At 33.0% G+C, this 17,141-nt stretch carries 11 protein-coding genes; 6 read left to right on the top strand and 5 right to left on the bottom strand.

The genetic code is table 11. From position 1 onward, the window contains the following. Nucleotides 1–6: 6 nt before the first annotated feature. From DG435_RS00495 to DG435_RS00485, 3 genes are all read right to left on the bottom strand, one after another. Entirely contained in the window at nt 7–402 is a 396-nt protein-coding gene (locus tag DG435_RS00495) for a hypothetical protein (RefSeq protein ID WP_159025730.1), read from the bottom strand. 328 nt (nt 403–730) lie between these two features. Further along, nucleotides 731–2,863, bottom strand: coding sequence for a glycoside hydrolase family 97 protein (locus tag DG435_RS00490; RefSeq protein WP_106794342.1), 2,133 nt, complete (start codon nt 2,861–2,863; stop codon nt 731–733). Between the two features lie 27 nt (nt 2,864–2,890). Next, nucleotides 2,891–5,290: a TIM-barrel domain-containing protein gene (locus DG435_RS00485; RefSeq protein ID WP_106794341.1), complete on the bottom strand. Its 2,400-nt coding sequence runs from the start codon at nt 5,288–5,290 to the stop codon at nt 2,891–2,893. Between the two features lie 315 nt (nt 5,291–5,605). On the opposite strand from DG435_RS00485, the gene DG435_RS00480 reads away from it, so the two are divergent. The 5 genes from DG435_RS00480 (at nt 5,606) to DG435_RS00460 (ending at nt 14,159) form a co-directional block, all read left to right on the top strand. Beyond that, a complete protein-coding gene (locus DG435_RS00480; protein ID WP_106794340.1) occupies nt 5,606–6,211 on the top strand; it encodes a hypothetical protein in 606 nt (201 codons plus the stop codon). 251 nt (nt 6,212–6,462) lie between these two features. Further along, nucleotides 6,463–9,330, top strand: a complete 2,868-nt coding sequence (locus DG435_RS00475; protein ID WP_106794339.1) for an esterase-like activity of phytase family protein — start codon at nt 6,463–6,465, stop codon at nt 9,328–9,330. Between the two features lie 281 nt (nt 9,331–9,611). After that, nucleotides 9,612–10,649: a leucine-rich repeat domain-containing protein gene (locus DG435_RS00470; protein ID WP_159025729.1), complete on the top strand. Its 1,038-nt coding sequence runs from the start codon at nt 9,612–9,614 to the stop codon at nt 10,647–10,649. Between the two features lie 294 nt (nt 10,650–10,943). Beyond that, nucleotides 10,944–13,304 carry a TonB-dependent receptor gene (locus tag DG435_RS00465; RefSeq protein ID WP_106794337.1) on the top strand — a complete coding sequence of 787 codons (2,361 nt, stop codon included), beginning with the start codon at nt 10,944–10,946 and terminating at the stop codon, nt 13,302–13,304. 12 nt (nt 13,305–13,316) lie between these two features. Beyond that, nucleotides 13,317–14,159, top strand: coding sequence for a DUF4249 family protein (locus DG435_RS00460; protein ID WP_106794336.1), 843 nt, complete (start codon nt 13,317–13,319; stop codon nt 14,157–14,159). Between the two features lie 57 nt (nt 14,160–14,216). On the opposite strand, the gene DG435_RS00455 is transcribed toward DG435_RS00460, so the two are convergent. Next, on the bottom strand, nt 14,217–14,714 hold the full coding sequence (locus tag DG435_RS00455; RefSeq protein ID WP_024769538.1) for a hypothetical protein: 498 nt from the start codon (nt 14,712–14,714) through the stop codon (nt 14,217–14,219). 3 nt (nt 14,715–14,717) lie between these two features. Next, nucleotides 14,718–15,479 (bottom strand): MBL fold metallo-hydrolase, encoded by a 762-nt coding sequence (locus DG435_RS00450; protein ID WP_106794335.1) that lies wholly within the window; start codon nt 15,477–15,479, stop codon nt 14,718–14,720. A 167-nt stretch (nt 15,480–15,646) separates the two neighbouring features. Between DG435_RS00450 and DG435_RS00445 the strand changes: the two genes are divergently transcribed. Then, nucleotides 15,647–17,095: a TonB-dependent receptor gene (locus tag DG435_RS00445; protein ID WP_024769540.1), complete on the top strand. Its 1,449-nt coding sequence runs from the start codon at nt 15,647–15,649 to the stop codon at nt 17,093–17,095. Nucleotides 17,096–17,141 lie beyond the last annotated feature (46 nt).

Raw genomic sequence — 17,141 nt, 5'->3', positions numbered from 1 at the left:
ATATTCTTATTTTCTTTTCAACGTAGAGAAGGCCAAAACATCTTTTCCATCTATAATATAATAGCTAAAACTAATATGATTTTCATCCACTTTGGTTATGATTACCGTTCCTTCTTTTATACAGGTATTGGTGTTCTCTAAAATTAATTCATTAAAGGTAGCACGATTGTATGAATACTCGACCAGTTCCCATTGTCCAGAACATTCTAAGCTTGGATATTTTATCTCAAATGATTGTTGGTAAATATCAATCTCTAAATTAATAGACCAGGTATTATTATCTTCTAAATCCAATTGACACCCTACTCCTTCCCACTGGCCATCAAGCCATACTATATCATCGGTTTTACATCCAACTAAAATTAAGGCAATAAAAAAAAACAGTATACTCTTGATTTTCATATTTTTTTGCATTAAAAACCTTAGAATTTTGATGCAAATCCAAAGAAATACCAATCGCAATTTATAATACTAAATTACCTGTATTTATTTTCTTTTAATTCTTAATCGGTTAAAGGTTTTAAGACATACAATATCTATATTTTTAGGTTCTTTTGCAAAGAAATATTTACGTTTTTAGTTTCAGTAGCGTTTCAATTACAGAGAGATAGATTACTTTTTACAGCATCGATTAAAATATAACACAAGTAGAATGAGTAATTTATGTTTTTTTTAGCTCGATGTAGTATTCTCCTCATTTCGATAATAAATCATTATTTTCTATACTATGTTATTTCTTTAACATGATGCTAATAGCAACCCCACCACCTTCGGCGAGGTTAATCTTTTTTGTCGTTCCTTTTTCTATTTCAAGGTGTTCAATATCTATTGCCGTAGGGTTGTTTTTATAATGGGTGTCATCGCTATCTTTATAGAGTACCGCCTGATACGTTTCCCCCTCTTTAAGGAAATCAAAATTGATAGTTATTTCTCTTTTATTTTCATCTGTTATACTTCCTACAAACCAATTTCCTGTATTTCTTTCTTCTCGTGCAATGGTTACATAATCTCCAATTTCTCCATTCAAAACAATAGTTTGCTCCCAGTTTACACCTACATCTTTTATAAATTGAAATGCAGGTTGATTTTCATAATTTTCTGGTAAATCACAAGCCATTTGGATTGGGCTATAGATGACAACATATAAGGCTAGTTGCTGTGCTAGTGTTGTATTAATTTGGTTATTTTCTTTGGTTGGCAAAGATATATCAAACACTCCAGGAGTAAAATCAATGGGTCCCGCTAACATTCTTGTAAAAGCAACTATGGGCAGGTGCTCTGGTGGGTTTCCTCCATCGGCTGCCCAGGCATTAAATTCTTGCCCTCTTAGTCCTTCTCTGGCGATCGCATTAGGATATGTACGTCGAATACCAGTAGCTTTAATAGGTTCGTGAGCGTTTATTGCTACTTTATATTTTGCTCCAGCCTCCAAGACCTTTCGATAATGATTTACCATCCATTGTCCATGATGATATTCGCCTTTTGGAATTATTTTCCCAACATAGCCCGTTTTTACAGAATGAATCCCTAACTGGCTCATCATATGAAATGCTGTATCCAATTGTTTTTCATATGTACGAGGTGCTCCAGAGGTTTCATGATGCATAATAATCTCTACCCCTTTTTCTTTTCCATATTGGGTTAATGCTTTAAGATCATAATCGGGATAGGGTGTTACAAAATCAAAAACCCCTTCTCTATCCTCAAAACCAATCCAACGCTCCCATCCTGTATTCCATCCTTCAACCAAAACACCTTTTATTCCATTTTTTGCAGCAAAATCAATATATTTTTTAGTGTTTTCTGTGGTTGCGCCATGACGTCCATGTGCTTTCCCATTATCAATCCATTTTCCATCCTCATCCATAGCCATTCCGTAATCCCAAGAGGATTTATCAATATGCATCTCCCACCAAATTCCGGCATATTTTTTAGGTTCAAACCAACTAACATCACCAATTTTATTGGGTTCATTTAAATTGACAATCAATTTAGAATCTATTAATTCGGTCGCTTTATCTGCTATTTGAATAGTTCGCCATGGGGTTTTAACCGTTTTTTCAGATAAAGCTCTTTTCACTTTATAACCTAATCTGTCTGAGCCGACAAGCTCACTTGTTAATTTAAAAGTATCATTATCAACCTTTAGTGTCATCCCGGCATAATCGGTAAGATTAGCTTCATGGAAACTTAAATATATTCCATCAGCCGTACGCATAGTTACGGGAGTATTTACAGCATTTTCAGGAATCGTGGTCTGAGCTAAATTATTATGATCTTTTAAGGCCAGTGCATTAATTTCGGATATCTTAGTGGTATTATATAGATGCTCATAAATATCCCAATCCCCGGGAATCCACCATGTAGTATGATCTCCTGTTAACTGAAACTCTGTATTCTCATCCATTACAATTAAACTATCAACACCTTGCTGTGGTAAAAATTCATAACGAAACCCAATACCATCATCATATGCTTTAAAATGTATATTAAATTTTCGATTCGGAGCAGCTATTTCTTCTAGTTCTATGATTAATTCGTTGTAATGATTTTTAACTTTCCGTTGTTCTCCCCATTGCATTTCCCAGGTTTCATCTACACTATTGGATCTAGTATCAATAATTTCTAAACCGCTTTTTAAAGCTGGTTGATTTTTAAAATCAAATCCCATGGAAGAGCTGTCGATTACAATTTTATTTTTATGTTTAACCAAATACCGGGGAGTCCCATCTTGAGATAAATAAAATTCTATCGTATTTGATTTTTTTGGAGATGATAAACTTGTAACAATCAACTGTTCTTGCTTACAAGATATTATGAGGACAAGAGTTATAAATAATAGTATGATTTTTGTTTTAGTCATTTGTCAGTTTTTGATTTTCTCAATCTTTTAAAAAATTACATCAATACTTTTAGCTTTGGTAGAATTCCAATCGAGAGCAATATTTAATGTTCTATGTTCTGCATCCCAATCAAATAAAGTAGAACTTCCCTTTATTGTTATAGATTTTGGTTCAGTTTTTATATTATGAATAACCAAAGTCACTTTTCTGTCACTGGATGTGTAATTAGCTCCTTTTTCTGCTGATAATGTTACAGATAATTTTTCAGGAGTTGTTTTGCTATCAAATTTTAATATCTCATACTTTCCATTTTCAAAAGCATTAGATGTTTTACCATCATCATCATATAATTTACCATAACTTGTCTTCACTTGATCATCATAATAATAATGTAGTATTATATCTTTGGTCGTATACATTTCTGTGGTTTGTACAGGTTTTACCATAGGAATAAATGCTCCTGCTTTTACAAATACAGGAATGTGATCTTCTACTATTTCAACTGTTCTAAATGTTCCTCCTTCAAATTTCTGTCCGGTAAAGAAATCGTACCAATTTGCTCCATTTGGAAACGGAATATCCATAGATGCAATACCTGGTTGTACTATGGGTGATACCAGAAAATGATCACCCCACATATAGGCAAAACTTATTTCGGATAACTCTTTATTATCTGTATTTTCAAAAAACAAAGGACGCATTAATGGTAACCCCATTTGATTATTATCAAAAGCAATGGTATAATTATAAGGTAGTAAGCTATATCTAAGTTCGATACTTTTCTTGGCTAAAGCTTTTGTTTTTATATCATGAAAAACAGGTTCTGGTGCAATGTGCTCCTGAGCATGTGGTCTGAATATGGGTTGAAACACTCCATATTGTAACCAGCGGGTATACAATTCTGAATCAAAAACCTCACCGCCAGCAAATCCTCCCAGATCAGAATGCATATACCCTAATCCCTGCATCCCCATCTGCAATGCTATTTCGGTTTGGGATTGCAATCCCCCCCAACTTCTGCTTACATCACCAGACCATGGGATCATTCCAAATCGTTGAGATCCAGAATATCCTGCCCGCATTAATATAAACGGACGTTGATCAGGGAAATCTCTTTGGTACCCTTCCTGCACCAATCGTGCCCAATCATGACCATAAATATTATGAACCTCATCTGCGCTTCCTGTAGCGTGTTGCAATTCTGAAGGATGTACTTCTGGCTCTCCTAAATCACCCCACCAACCTGCTACGCCATAATCACGAGTATATGTAGCATAAATATCCCAAAACCATTCTTTTCCTTTAGGATCATAAATATCTATAATTCCGGTATTTCCAAAATAAAAATCATATTGAAATGGATTCCCTTTCATATCTTTTCCTAAAACGCCTCTCTTCACAGCATCATCCCATTTTTTTGAAGTCGTTAGTACAAAAGGTTCTGTAATCAATATTGTTTTGATTCCCTGATCTTTAAAATCATTGATCATCTGTTTTGGATTTGGAAATGAGTCTTTCAAAAATTCAAAGTTTCCCATATGTCCCTTGATCTCTTTTCCAAACCAATAAATATCCAGAATTACAGCATCTAATGGTATACTATCTGTTTTAAATCTAGCTATAGTTTCTTTGGTTTCTTTTTCAGAATGATACCCGAAACGACTCGCAAAATTTCCAAATGCCCAACGAGGAGGCAATGGTTGTTTTCCTGTGAGGTTGGTATATTGATCTATCAAATCTTTCCAATCATCCCCTGCAACTACCTGATATGTTTTTCTTCCGTTAATGGTTTCATATTGTAGTGTATTATCTTTTTTACTATCTATATCTAAAAATCCAATCGGAGCATTATCAAAATGAACAGCATAAATTTTAGAAGAAAGCACTAAAGGCATTGTAAAATTCATTAATTCAGAATAATTTTCATACCCATAATGAGCTCTATTGTATAACTGAAGTTTTTTACCTCTACGATTCATCCCTACCACTCGAGATCCTGCTCCGTAAATCACTTCGCTTTTATCCAGGTTAAAATCCAAAATTTCGGTAGAATCTGTTTTTATATACCCCTCTTTTTCAGAAATCAGCTTCTTTCCCTTATACGTGTATGAAATATGAAATGGTTCTTTGGTGATATGAACATCAATACCACTAGTATGTATGGTCAGTACACTATCATTTTCTAATACCTGTATTTTTGTAGCAATAGAGTTTAAGATTACGGCATGAGATTGTGAATTAAATGTCTCCCCTGTTGGTATAAATGAGGTTTCTATAATTTTATCAGAATAAGGTTTAATTATATATTTTCCATTATCCTTAAACACCTCGATATGAGTGTCTTTTTTTTTGAAGCCTTGATATGGGCCTTCGTACTTCTTTTTACAAGAAATTGTCGTGAGTATAAGTGTAATAAATACTAGAAAAAAGGTAAACTTAGAATTCATATTCAACATGTGTTTTTATCAATAGATAGTACTCAAATATAACTGAATCCCTATAGAATAAGGATATAACGATAGCTACACCAGAAGAATTATTGATTTTTCAGTAAAACTCAATTTACTTAATAAGAATCACAAAAAATCACTACAACGTTTTCGTAAAAATTTCTAGTACAAACCAGGTGTCTAAATAAGTTCATCATAAAGTGCTGCATATTGGGTAACAAAACTTTGCTGAAGCTGATATAGGAGTAGAAATACAAAAAGGAGAAACCGAAAATCCTAAAAATAGAGTAGGAAAATCAAATACTCATTATTATGAAAATTAAAACCTGTAAAAATGTAAATTACTCAATTCTAATCTTGTTTATTGGAGCGTTCCTTTTCTCATCCTGTGAGAAAGAAGAAGTTGTATCTTCAGAAAAAGAAAATACAATCCTTAAAAATTCAGATAGCAAAAATCTGAAACGAGAAACTATCGAGGTTTCTACTTGTTCTACTTATGATAGATCATCTTGTAGTGATGATCTGGTTCTGGATACAGACGAATGTAATTTTATTTCGGGATCCGGAAGAGATATGCCTCATCAATATATCATTGATGATCTATTAAATAATTGTCGTACCGAAGAACTCCCATCTAATTGTACCTGGTGGCGAGGAAATATAACACAAACCCGTATCATAAAATTGTATTTAAACAATTGTTGTTATTCTGCTGATGTTTTTAATGGCAGATTAGATGGTTGGATGAATTTGGCCATTGACAATAGGCCAAATTCTTCATATTTGGTCACTAATTATGAGCGATTACCTGGTGGGATTATGCATAATTCACCCTTTGGACCGTATGAAATTAGAATTAGAGTTACATATCGTAAAAAAATATGTAGCATAAGTTCACTACCAGATGGTATTAGATAATCAATATGTATATATAGAACGGGCCATTTACCAGTGTAGATGGCCTTGTTTTATTTTCATGGAACTTTACACTATGTATTTATTGTTTGAATTTACGAGTAAAAAAGAGCATTTAATTACGGTAAATTCAGAAAAAGAAAAACGGATAACAGACATAATCATTTATTTAAGAATGATAAACAATCAGGTAATATACGCGATGTAAATTTAGGGTGTCATTAACCAAGCAAATCTTAAATGTACAACACGCCATGAAACGTCATTACTTAATCATTTCTAAAATAAAACACTGTATACTATTAAGTATGCTATGTATTGGGCTATTTACATTACAAGCTCAAAAATTGACCTCTAAAAATGAGTCTATAGAGAAATCCAAATTCGATCTTCCTACCGATAATCATTTTAATAGAAAAACATACCTAAAAGGAACTGGTAAGTCCTTCATAAACTTTGGAGATATACTGATATCCAGAGCAGTTTTACCAGCTGCCAGCTTCTCCAATGGACCCACCTCAGGACAATACATCAACCAAGGATTAATCAATCAACAGCCAGTTCCTTTTTATAATAAACAGCCAATACAAGGGTTTTCTTCAATTTTAAACAACTACGACAGAACCTTCACCGTATTATCAGATAATGGTTTTGGGAGTATCGAAAATTCATCAGATTATAATCTTCGTCTGTATAGAATCAAGCCAAATTTCAAAAGCATTATTGGTTGGGGTAATGGATCTATTGATGTATTAAGTTACATTGAGTTGCGAGATCCTAATGGTTTGATTCCTTTTGCTATTACCAATCATTTTAGTGATTCGAGAGTTCTCACTGGAGCAGATTTTGATATAGAATCTATACAAAGAACTGCTAACGGTGATTATTGGATTGGTGATGAATTTGGACCTTTCTTATTACATTTTGACAAGAATGGTGTTTTAATGGATCCTCCAGTACCACTACCTGATTTTGACATCCCAGGGAAAGAACTTCGTGCACCACAGAATCCATATAGTGAGGAATATAGTGCCTTGCGGATAATGAATGCTATGCGGTCACATGCAAAAGCATATGGAAGTAAATCTCCGGTAATGTCCCCATGGTACGTGATGCTTGATGATCAAAATACCAATACGGTAGTAGGAAGCAGAAAAAACCCTCCTTCTGCCCTAGCCGCTGCATCTAGTGAACTATTTAATGTATCTTCTTTAAATCGCGCAGGTCACCAAGTAGTCGTATATACTGTAAATGATCTTGAAAACATAAACCTGCTTTTGGATCTTGGTGTACAGGGAATTATCTCTGATCGCCCTGATGTATTACTAGAATCCCTTCAAAAATTTGATAAAAATAAAGATGGTCAACCTGATTTTATGACTCCTGAAGGGTTGATTGATATCAATTTATTTGATGCACAAGGCCATAGAGGTGCCCGAAACTTACGTCCAGAGAATACATTACCCGCTATAGAGGCTGCATTGGATTTTCTGATGCCAACCATAGAAACTGATTGCGGCATTACGCTGGATAGAATCCCTGTTTTGGATCATGATCCACATATCGAAGCTGCAAAAACACGTAAAGCAGATGGTACACCCTATGAGTTTAAAGATGAAGTTCTTGTTAAAGATTTTTCTTTAGATCAAATTCAAAATACATTTATTGCAGATAAAATCTTAAATGGAAGGCCTTCTCAAACTAATGATCTCTCTTTATCACCGGTTGCTGTAGCTTTTGCAAAACAGAATAGGTTTATAGATCCTTATATTATGCCTTCCTTACAGCAGCTATTCGATTTTGTGAATTTTTACACATCATACTACCAAAACGGACCTGGGGCTTCAGATCCCGAGGCAGTGAAACGTTGGAAGAATGCATCCAAGGTTCGTTTTAATATTGAAACCAAAATTAACCCCAGGACCGATATCGATGATCGTGGGGATATTTTTGCAAATAGAACAGTAGATTCAAAAACTTTTACAACGGCTGTGGCCGATGTAATCGTTGCAAATAATCTTACTGATCGGGCGGATATTCAAAGTTTTGATTTCAGGACACTTCTTATTGCTCATAAAAAATACCCAGAGATAAGAACAGTATGTTTATTTGGTGATTTCCCCAAAGTAGGTAATGCGGGAGATGGAACCAATCTACAAGATCAAAACGGGAAAAACACTCCATGGTTAGCGGGATTATATTGGCCATATAGAAATACAAAACTAGACACTCCTTTTCGGGTAAAAGGTAGTGGAGGTTTTGAAGGAATGGCATTAAGCACCGATAAAAAAACGCTGTTACCTTTACTAGAAAAACCTCTTAAAGGTTCTGATACTAATAATTTACTGATTCATGAATTCGATTTAGAAAGAAAATCATATACAGGTAAAAGATTCGAATATCCTCTTCATAAGAAAGCTAGTGCAATAGGAGATTTTATCATGTTTAGCTCAAAAAGAGGACTAATCATAGAGCGTGATGGTTCTCAAGGAGATATAAATGGTTATAAAGCAATTTATGAGGTTGAATTAGATAAAGACAAAACATTGATAGAAAAACGATTAAATGTTGATCTTCTTAAAATTAACGATATTCGTAGAATTTCTGAACCAGGATTAGAAGGTGATATAGGAATAGGAAAAGATTTTGCATTTCCTTTTGTTACGATAGAAAGCGTAGTTGTATTTAATCCTTTTTTAATCGGTGTACTCAATGATAATAACTATCCTTTTAGTGTAGGTCGCCATATAGGTACGGGGCTCCCCGATGATAATGAGTTTGTTCTTTTATGGTTAGATCAACCATTAGGAAGACAATGGAAAAAAATAAAATCTAACAAAAACAAGACAACCGCCAATACTATTAAAGTATATCCAAATACATTTAGAAATGAGGTTACTTTTTTCAATACCATAAAAAAAGAAAATACTGTATCTATTGATATTTATGACATACATGGCAACCTTATTAGAAAATTAGTAGATCAACAGCAAAATGATGAAGGCTTTACATATACCTGGAACGGTACATCAAAAAATGGTTTTGAAGTTTCTAAAGGAATCTATATTGCTGTAATCGAGATCGATGGAGAGTTTATCAAAAAGAAGCTCTTAAAAAAATAATATCGCATACTAACTTCACACCACTTAATAAACTAACTAAACAGAAAAACCACCTACGCAGGTGGTTTTTTTATATAACATCACTGGGACTTATTTAATAGTTAACATAGTAAAAATCTTAGTATATCTGAACGTATATAGAAGCTATTCTGATAATAAAACATTTTCTATAATCCCTGAAAACAGGGTTACAAATGAAAAATTTATTATCAACCTTTGCTTTTAAATCATTTCTGTTTATATATAAATTGAATACAGCTTTTCTACAAGAAATAAAAAATATGAGAAATTTAAACACCATCACTGTTTTACTTATAGGTATTATCATTTTTAGTGTAAAAGATTTTAAAATTGTTATAAACAAAATACATACCGAAAAACAAGGGTTGGTAATGCTAAAAACCATAACAAGATCTATAGTAAACAAAAAAGATGACACAAAAAACATTGTCTTTTCTGACCTCAACTTTAAAAAAGCATTAATAGAACATACAGACCCTGTTATAGATATTAATAACGATGGAGAAATATCCGAAGAAGAAGCTAAAATGATCAAAGACATAGATGTACACAATAAAAATATCTCTGATCTATCAGGAATTGAGTATTTTACAAATTTGAATCGCTTGTGGTGTCAAAACAATAAACTAACGGTATTAGATTTGAGTAAAAACTCCGCACTCACTTCCCTATATTGCTATATAAATCGAATCACTACATTAGACTTAAGTAAAAACACTGCTTTAAACTATCTGGATTGTAGTATAAATCGAATTAATAAACTCAACCTTAGCAAAAATGTAAATTTGGCCTATCTTATTTGTGATCAAAACCAACTCACTGATATCGATATTAGTAAAAACACAAAGTTGCTTGAGCTTAAATGTGGAGGTAATGAATTAACCACATTAAACCTCTATAAAAATATTGCTTTAACTCAATTACATTGTAGAAATGCTCAACTGTCTACATTAGACCTAAGTAAAAACATCGCATTAACTAAGTTGTATTGTGATAATAATCAACTTACTAATCTGGATACGAGTAATAATACGGCTTTAAAGTGGTTATGGTGTTACTACAACGAATTAATAACACTAGATCTAAGTAAAAACATTGATTTATCTTACTTATTCTGCTACGGAAATCAACTCACCTCTCTAAACATTAAAAACCGAAATACTGTCGACTTTATGGATGTAAACATGTCCGACAACCCCTCCCTCACCTGTATAGAAGTAGATGATCCTACTGCCACATACCTAAATGATTGGAAAAAAGATGCATCTGTTAGTTATTCTAGTGATTGCACCCCATAGTAAAATGATAACAAAATAATTTAATATACCTCTCTGGCATTACTACCAAGAGAGGTTTTTCTTTTCAAAAGTTTCTATAATAACAGGATTTTAAAGGTTTATATGTAAAGCGAAAATTAAATATTTTGTTATCCATGCAACCCTTGGTTTTCTAAATTGTCTATGAAATACAAAATCATTAATACGTAATTATTTTTTTTTAACAACTCAATCAAATCAAAAGTTATAAAACAAACCAATATGCATCGACATTTTAAATTTAGAAATCTAAAAAAAAGGACGCAGCAATTAATAATGTGCTGTTTGACTATATTTTTTGTTAGTACCAGTGCGATGGCACAAGACAACTATACAATAAGTGGTACCATTAAAGATAATAATAATGGGGAGACACTTTTTGGTGCTTCCGTTTTTTTGAAGGGTACTTCTATTGGTGTTATCACTAATGAGTATGGTTTTTATTCCATTACCGCCCCAAAAGGAAACTATACCCTTATTGCCTCCTATGTTGGGTATGCAGATATTAACAAAGAAGTAATACTTGACAAAAATCAAAAAATAGATTTTGATATTATTGAATCTTCTACAGAATTAGATGAAGTAATTATTAAAAGTGAAGAGACAGAACGTGTAAGTCTTAGGAAACCCGAAATGAGTGTCTCTAAGCTAAACATCAAAACTGTAAAGCAAATGCCAGTAGTATTAGGAGAAGTAGATATTATAAAATCTATTCAAATGCTGCCAGGTGTAACCAATAATGGTGAAGGCTCTAGTGGGTTTCATGTAAGAGGTGGAGCTGCGGATCAAAATTTAGTATTACTCGATGAAGCTATAATTTATAATACCTCTCATTTATTAGGCTTCTTTTCTGTTTTTAATGCAGATGCCATTAAAGATATTAAATTATATAAAGGAGGGATTCCTGCTCGTTTTGGTGGTAGAACTTCTTCTGTTCTGGATGTTCGCCAAAAGGATGGAAACAATAAGAGATTTAGTCTTACCGGGGGAATTGGTGTAATCTCTAGCCGATTAGCTGCCGAAGGTCCTTTATTTAATGATAAAGGTTCTTTTTTGGTTGCAGGTAGAGGTTCATATGTCGATCTTATCTTAAAAGCAGCTGGAGAGAAAAATACCGTAGGGTTTTATGATGTAAACCTTAAAACCAATTATAAATTAAACGAAAATAATAAGCTATACTTATCTGGATATTATGGTAGAGATACCTTTAAATTTGGAAATAATTTCAAAACCAGCTACGGAAACCTATCAGGAAATTTAAGATGGAATCATATCTTTAATGATAAATTATTTTCGAACTTATCCCTTATCTATAGTAAATATGATTATGATTTAGATATTGCTATCGAACAATTCGAATGGGTTTCGTCAATTAATAATTACAATGCCAAATATGATCTTAAATATTATGCCAGTGATAAGTTCAAATTAGACTTTGGGATTAGCGGTATCTATTATGATTTTGATCCAGGACAAGTGCAGCCAACATCAGAATCTTCTTCGATAAACCCTTTATCTCTAGATCGAAAAAAAGCTTTGGAAAGTGGTGTATATGTAAATGCAGAGCATAAACTTACCGATAAACTAACAGTACAATATGGGGTTAGATATAGTGCTTTTAGTCGTTTAGGTGGGCAAGCTTTGAAAAATTATGCTAATGACCAACCTGTTGTTTATAATAATACTTTAGGTTTTTATGAACGAGGTATCGAAATAGGAGAAACCGATTATAAGAAAAGTGAAACGATCAAAAGTTTTGGAAACTTTGAACCCAGAGCATCCTTAGCATATCAATTAAATGATGTTTCTTCTATTAAAATGGGATACTCAAGAGCAGCACAATATATCCATTTATTATCCAATACTACTTCTGTTACACCATTAGATGTGTGGACACCAAGTGGAAAATATATAAAACCACAATTATCAGATCAATATGCATTAGGGTATTTTAGAAACTTTAAAGATAAAATGTACTCCTTAGAGGTAGAAGGTTACTATAAAACCACTGATAATCGAATTGATTATATTGATGGGTCTGATTTAATAGGAAACAATACTATTGAAACCGAAATATTGAATGGAGAATCCAGAGCATACGGATTGGAACTTTTGGTACGTAAAAATGAAGGTAAATTAACAGGATGGGTTTCTTATACCTTATCAAAATCAGAACAAAGAAGTCTTGGTAGTAATGCAGGAGGTCCAGGAATCAATAATGGAGATTGGTATAATACGGCATATGACAGAACACATGATATTTCGGTAACAGGTTCTTATAAACTAACTGATAAATGGAGTTTTGGAGCTAATCTGGTTTTTCAAACCGGAAGACCTGTAACCTACCCTAATGGTCAATACGAATATGAAGGATTGTCTGTAGCTAGTTATGCCCCTAGAAATTCTGATAGATTACCCGCTTATCACAGACTTGATATCTCTGCAACATACAGACCCAACAGAAAACCAAACAGGAGATGGAAAGGAGAATGGATCTTTGGAATATACAATGTATATAATCAGAAAAATGCAGCTTCAATATCCTTTGGTCAAAATGTAGAGACAGGGGCAAATGAAGCTACAAGAACAGCAATTTTTGGTATAGTACCGTCGGTAATCTATAACTTCAAATTTTAAAAAAATAGACATATGAAAGCTTATTTAAGAATCACAATATTTCTTTTTACTATCATCTTTACCTCTTGTGAAGATGTAATAGATGTGGATGTACAAACTGCTCCTGCCCGATTAACTATTGAAGCCTCATTAGATTGGGAGAAAGGCACTACGGGAAACAATCAAACCATAAAACTAAGTACATCTACTGCATATTTTGATACAACTTCTAATACAAGTGTTACCGGTGCTTCGGTTAAAGTAACGAATGACTCTAGCGGGGTAGAATTCGTTTTTACTGATCAAAATAATGGAGAATATACAACTACAGAATTTGTACCAGTACTTAATCAATCCTATACACTAGAAGTGATCTATAACGGAGAAAATTATTCTGCCAAAGAAACATTAATGCCTGTTGTTGATATCAAAGAAGTTAGTCAATCAACTGAAGATGGTTTTGATGATGAAGTTCTGGAGGTTAACCTTAAATTCGATGATCCAAAAGATGAAGATAACTATTACCTTTTTAGATTTAAAGAAGTGGGCGATCTCCTAGCAGAATTTGAAGATTTTGACGATGAATTTGCAAACGGTAATGAAATTAGTTGGTATTATGAAAAAGAAGAAGATACCGAAACCAAAACCGAAGAATTTAAACCCGGAGATGTTGTAAATATTGATTTATACGGTATTTCTGAAGGGTATTATAACTATATAAGAATACTCATCGAGCAATCTGAAGGTCTCGGCCTTTTTAGCGCAACTCCAGTTGCTTTAAAAGGAAATTGTATTAACCTGGATAATGCGAAAAACTACGCCAATGGTTATTTTAGAGTAACACAAGTATCACGAAGAACGTATACTTTTAATTAATGATATATTTAATAAAGGCCAAATGTACATTTGGCCTTTATTAAATTAGGTATTCTTCTAGTCTTTTGGGTACAAAAATGATTTTTCTACTTCAAAATCTATCACACCACCTTCTTTCACTTCATAAATAATAAAAAGCTCTCCCCAATACACACCATCAGTAAAATCAGCTATAATCCATTTATGATTTAGCAATCTTACTTTATTAATACTCATATTACCTTCCATCCCTACAAATGGGATTAATGGGTTATCCTTTCCTGCCTTATTTTGCCCAATAATCTGGTCACTTATAGTTAAAGCTAATTTATTGGCATCATACCCCATTTCTTCAAAGTAACTTACTGCATCCTCATTACTTTCTAAAGTAAAATAGGTAATATCCATATTAGCACTAATTAGTGAATCAATGGTCGCTTCTTTTGTTGTGATTTTGGTCTTTAAGTTCTCTATTTTTGTATCATAGGATTCTTTTGCTTTTTTGGCATTCATAAACTGAAAAAGAATAAATAATGCTGCAAAAATGAATAGATATAAAAAGATCTTATTTTTCATATTCTAGATGGTTATTTTTAAATTATCGTAAGCTATATATACATTTTTAGGTAATAATCTCTCTACTTCCGCATGAAACCCTAACATATGGCTTATGTGAGTAAGGTATGCTTTTTCTGGTTGTATTTCTTCAATAAATTCGAGAGCTTCTTCCAAATTAAAATGCGAGTGATGGGGTTCTATTCTTAGTGCATTAATCACTAAAACTTTAGCTCCTTTTAATTTTAATCTTTCCTCTTCTTCAACCGTTTTTACATCTGTTAGATATGCAAAATCTTTAAATCGAAATCCAAAAACCTGCAAACGATTATGAAACGTATTTATAGGAATAACATCCAGATTCCCTAACTGAAAAGGTTGATTAGTAAGTTCATTTTCAATAACACTTGGCGCTCCGGGATATTTGTTTTCTGAAGCAAAAATATACTCAAACCTCGTTCTTAGTGCTTGTAAAACTCTTTTATGCGCATAGATAGGAATATCGCCCTGCCTGAAAAAAAATGGTCGTATATCATCTAATCCCATAGTATGATCTGCATGCTCATGAGTAAAAACTACTCCATCAATTCGAGATACCTGATTCGAGAGCATTTGCTGCCTAAAATCTGGTCCGCAATCCACAACATACTGGTAATCATCCCAAGATACAAGTATAGAAACACGAAGTCGCTTATCTCTCGGGTCGTCACTTAAACAAACAGGGTGAGTGCTTCCTATAATCGGAATCCCTTGTGATGTACCTGTACCAAGAAAAGTTACTTCCATATTTTAATAAACTAGAGCAAATGTACTTATATTTTTTTGGTCAAAAATCACATATTTCCCATAAATAATACTTAAAATATTAGGGAATATAGAAATTTACATTCAAACCTTTTTTAATACTCATTGTATTATTACCTTTACGGTAAACAAAAAAAGCCCTTTTTACTATGCCTATTAAGATAATGGGAGATAAAGAATTTGAATCTGTCCCTTCAATAAAGAGTAAAGCTTTGCGTATTAACCTGAACCAAAACATCTACGGTACTTTTGCCGAAATAGGTGCGGGTCAGGAGACTGCTCGAAACTTTTTCAGAGCTGGTGGAGCTTCTGGTACCATTGCAAAAGCAATGAGCGCATATGATAAAGATTTTAGTGATGCTATTTATGGTATCGAAAACGATAAACGTTATGTTACCGAAGCAAGATTAAAAAAAATGCTTCGACATGAAGTTGGTCTTATCGAAGAAAGAATTACCAGAGAGAAACATCCCAATAAGCTCTTTTTTAGTTATGCTAATACTGTAGCAACAATTGATTTTGCTAAGAAATATAAAGGTCATGGTTGGGTAGGCATTCGATATCAGACAACACCAAATGAAGATTATAATGAAATTTTGCTCCATATTCGGTTTCATGAAAATGATGCCCGATTGCAGCAAATGACTTTAGGGATATTAGGTGTTAACCTTATTTATGGGGCATATTACAAATACGATAATCCAAAAAAATTATTGAGATATCTGTACGATCATTTGGATAAAGATCAAATAGAGATTGACACTATTAACTTTTCTGGACCACGATTTACAAAAGTAGATAATCGATTGATGAGTCTACAATTGGTTAAGAATGGAATGACCGAAGCGGTAATGTTTGGACCCGACGGACATAATATTTTACCTGCTGCAATATTATATAAGAAAAACATATTGGCACTGCGTGGGAGTTTTAGACCCGTGACTAAGGTTAATATGGATATCTATAAAAAATCACTCAATATGTTCTTGAGTGAAAATAAAGTAAACAAAGACAAAACCGTAGTCATCTTTGAGGTAACACTATCGAACTTAAGGGCCGAAGGTGAAATCGACGAAGAAGATTTTATGGCTAGAGCCAGGTTACTTTGTTCTCTTGGACAAACAGTAATGATCTCTAATTTTAAAGAATATTACAAAGTAGTTGAGTATTTCTCTAATTACACCAAAGAACGTATGGCACTTTCTATGGGGGTTAATAATTTGGTAGATATTTTTGATGAAAAATACTACAGACACCTTAGTGGAGGTATTCTGGAAGCTTTTGGTAAACTATTCTTTAAAGATTTAAAAGTATACTTATATCCATTAAAAAATCATAAAACAGGAGAGATAACCACTAGTGACACCCTTAAAGTACACCCAAGAATGAAAGAACTTTATAAGTTCTTTAAGTATAATGGTAAGCTACAAGATATTACGGATTATGATCCTTCTATTATGAATATTTTCTCAAGAGAAGTATTGCAAAAAATTCAAGAGGGAGAATCTGGATGGGAAGATCAATTGCCAGACCTTATTCCTGAAATGATAAAAGCCAATAACTTTTTTGGATATAAAACAATAGAAACTGTAAAGTAAATTACAGATACAAAATGCATTTAAAAAGCAGTATAGTAAATAACTA

It is taken from the genome of Aquimarina sp. Aq78 (assembly GCF_900299525.1).
Classification (GTDB): Bacteria; Bacteroidota; Bacteroidia; order Flavobacteriales; family Flavobacteriaceae; genus Aquimarina.
The sequence above is the reverse complement of the archived record's forward strand: the minus strand, read 5'-3'. Positions and strand labels throughout refer to the sequence as shown.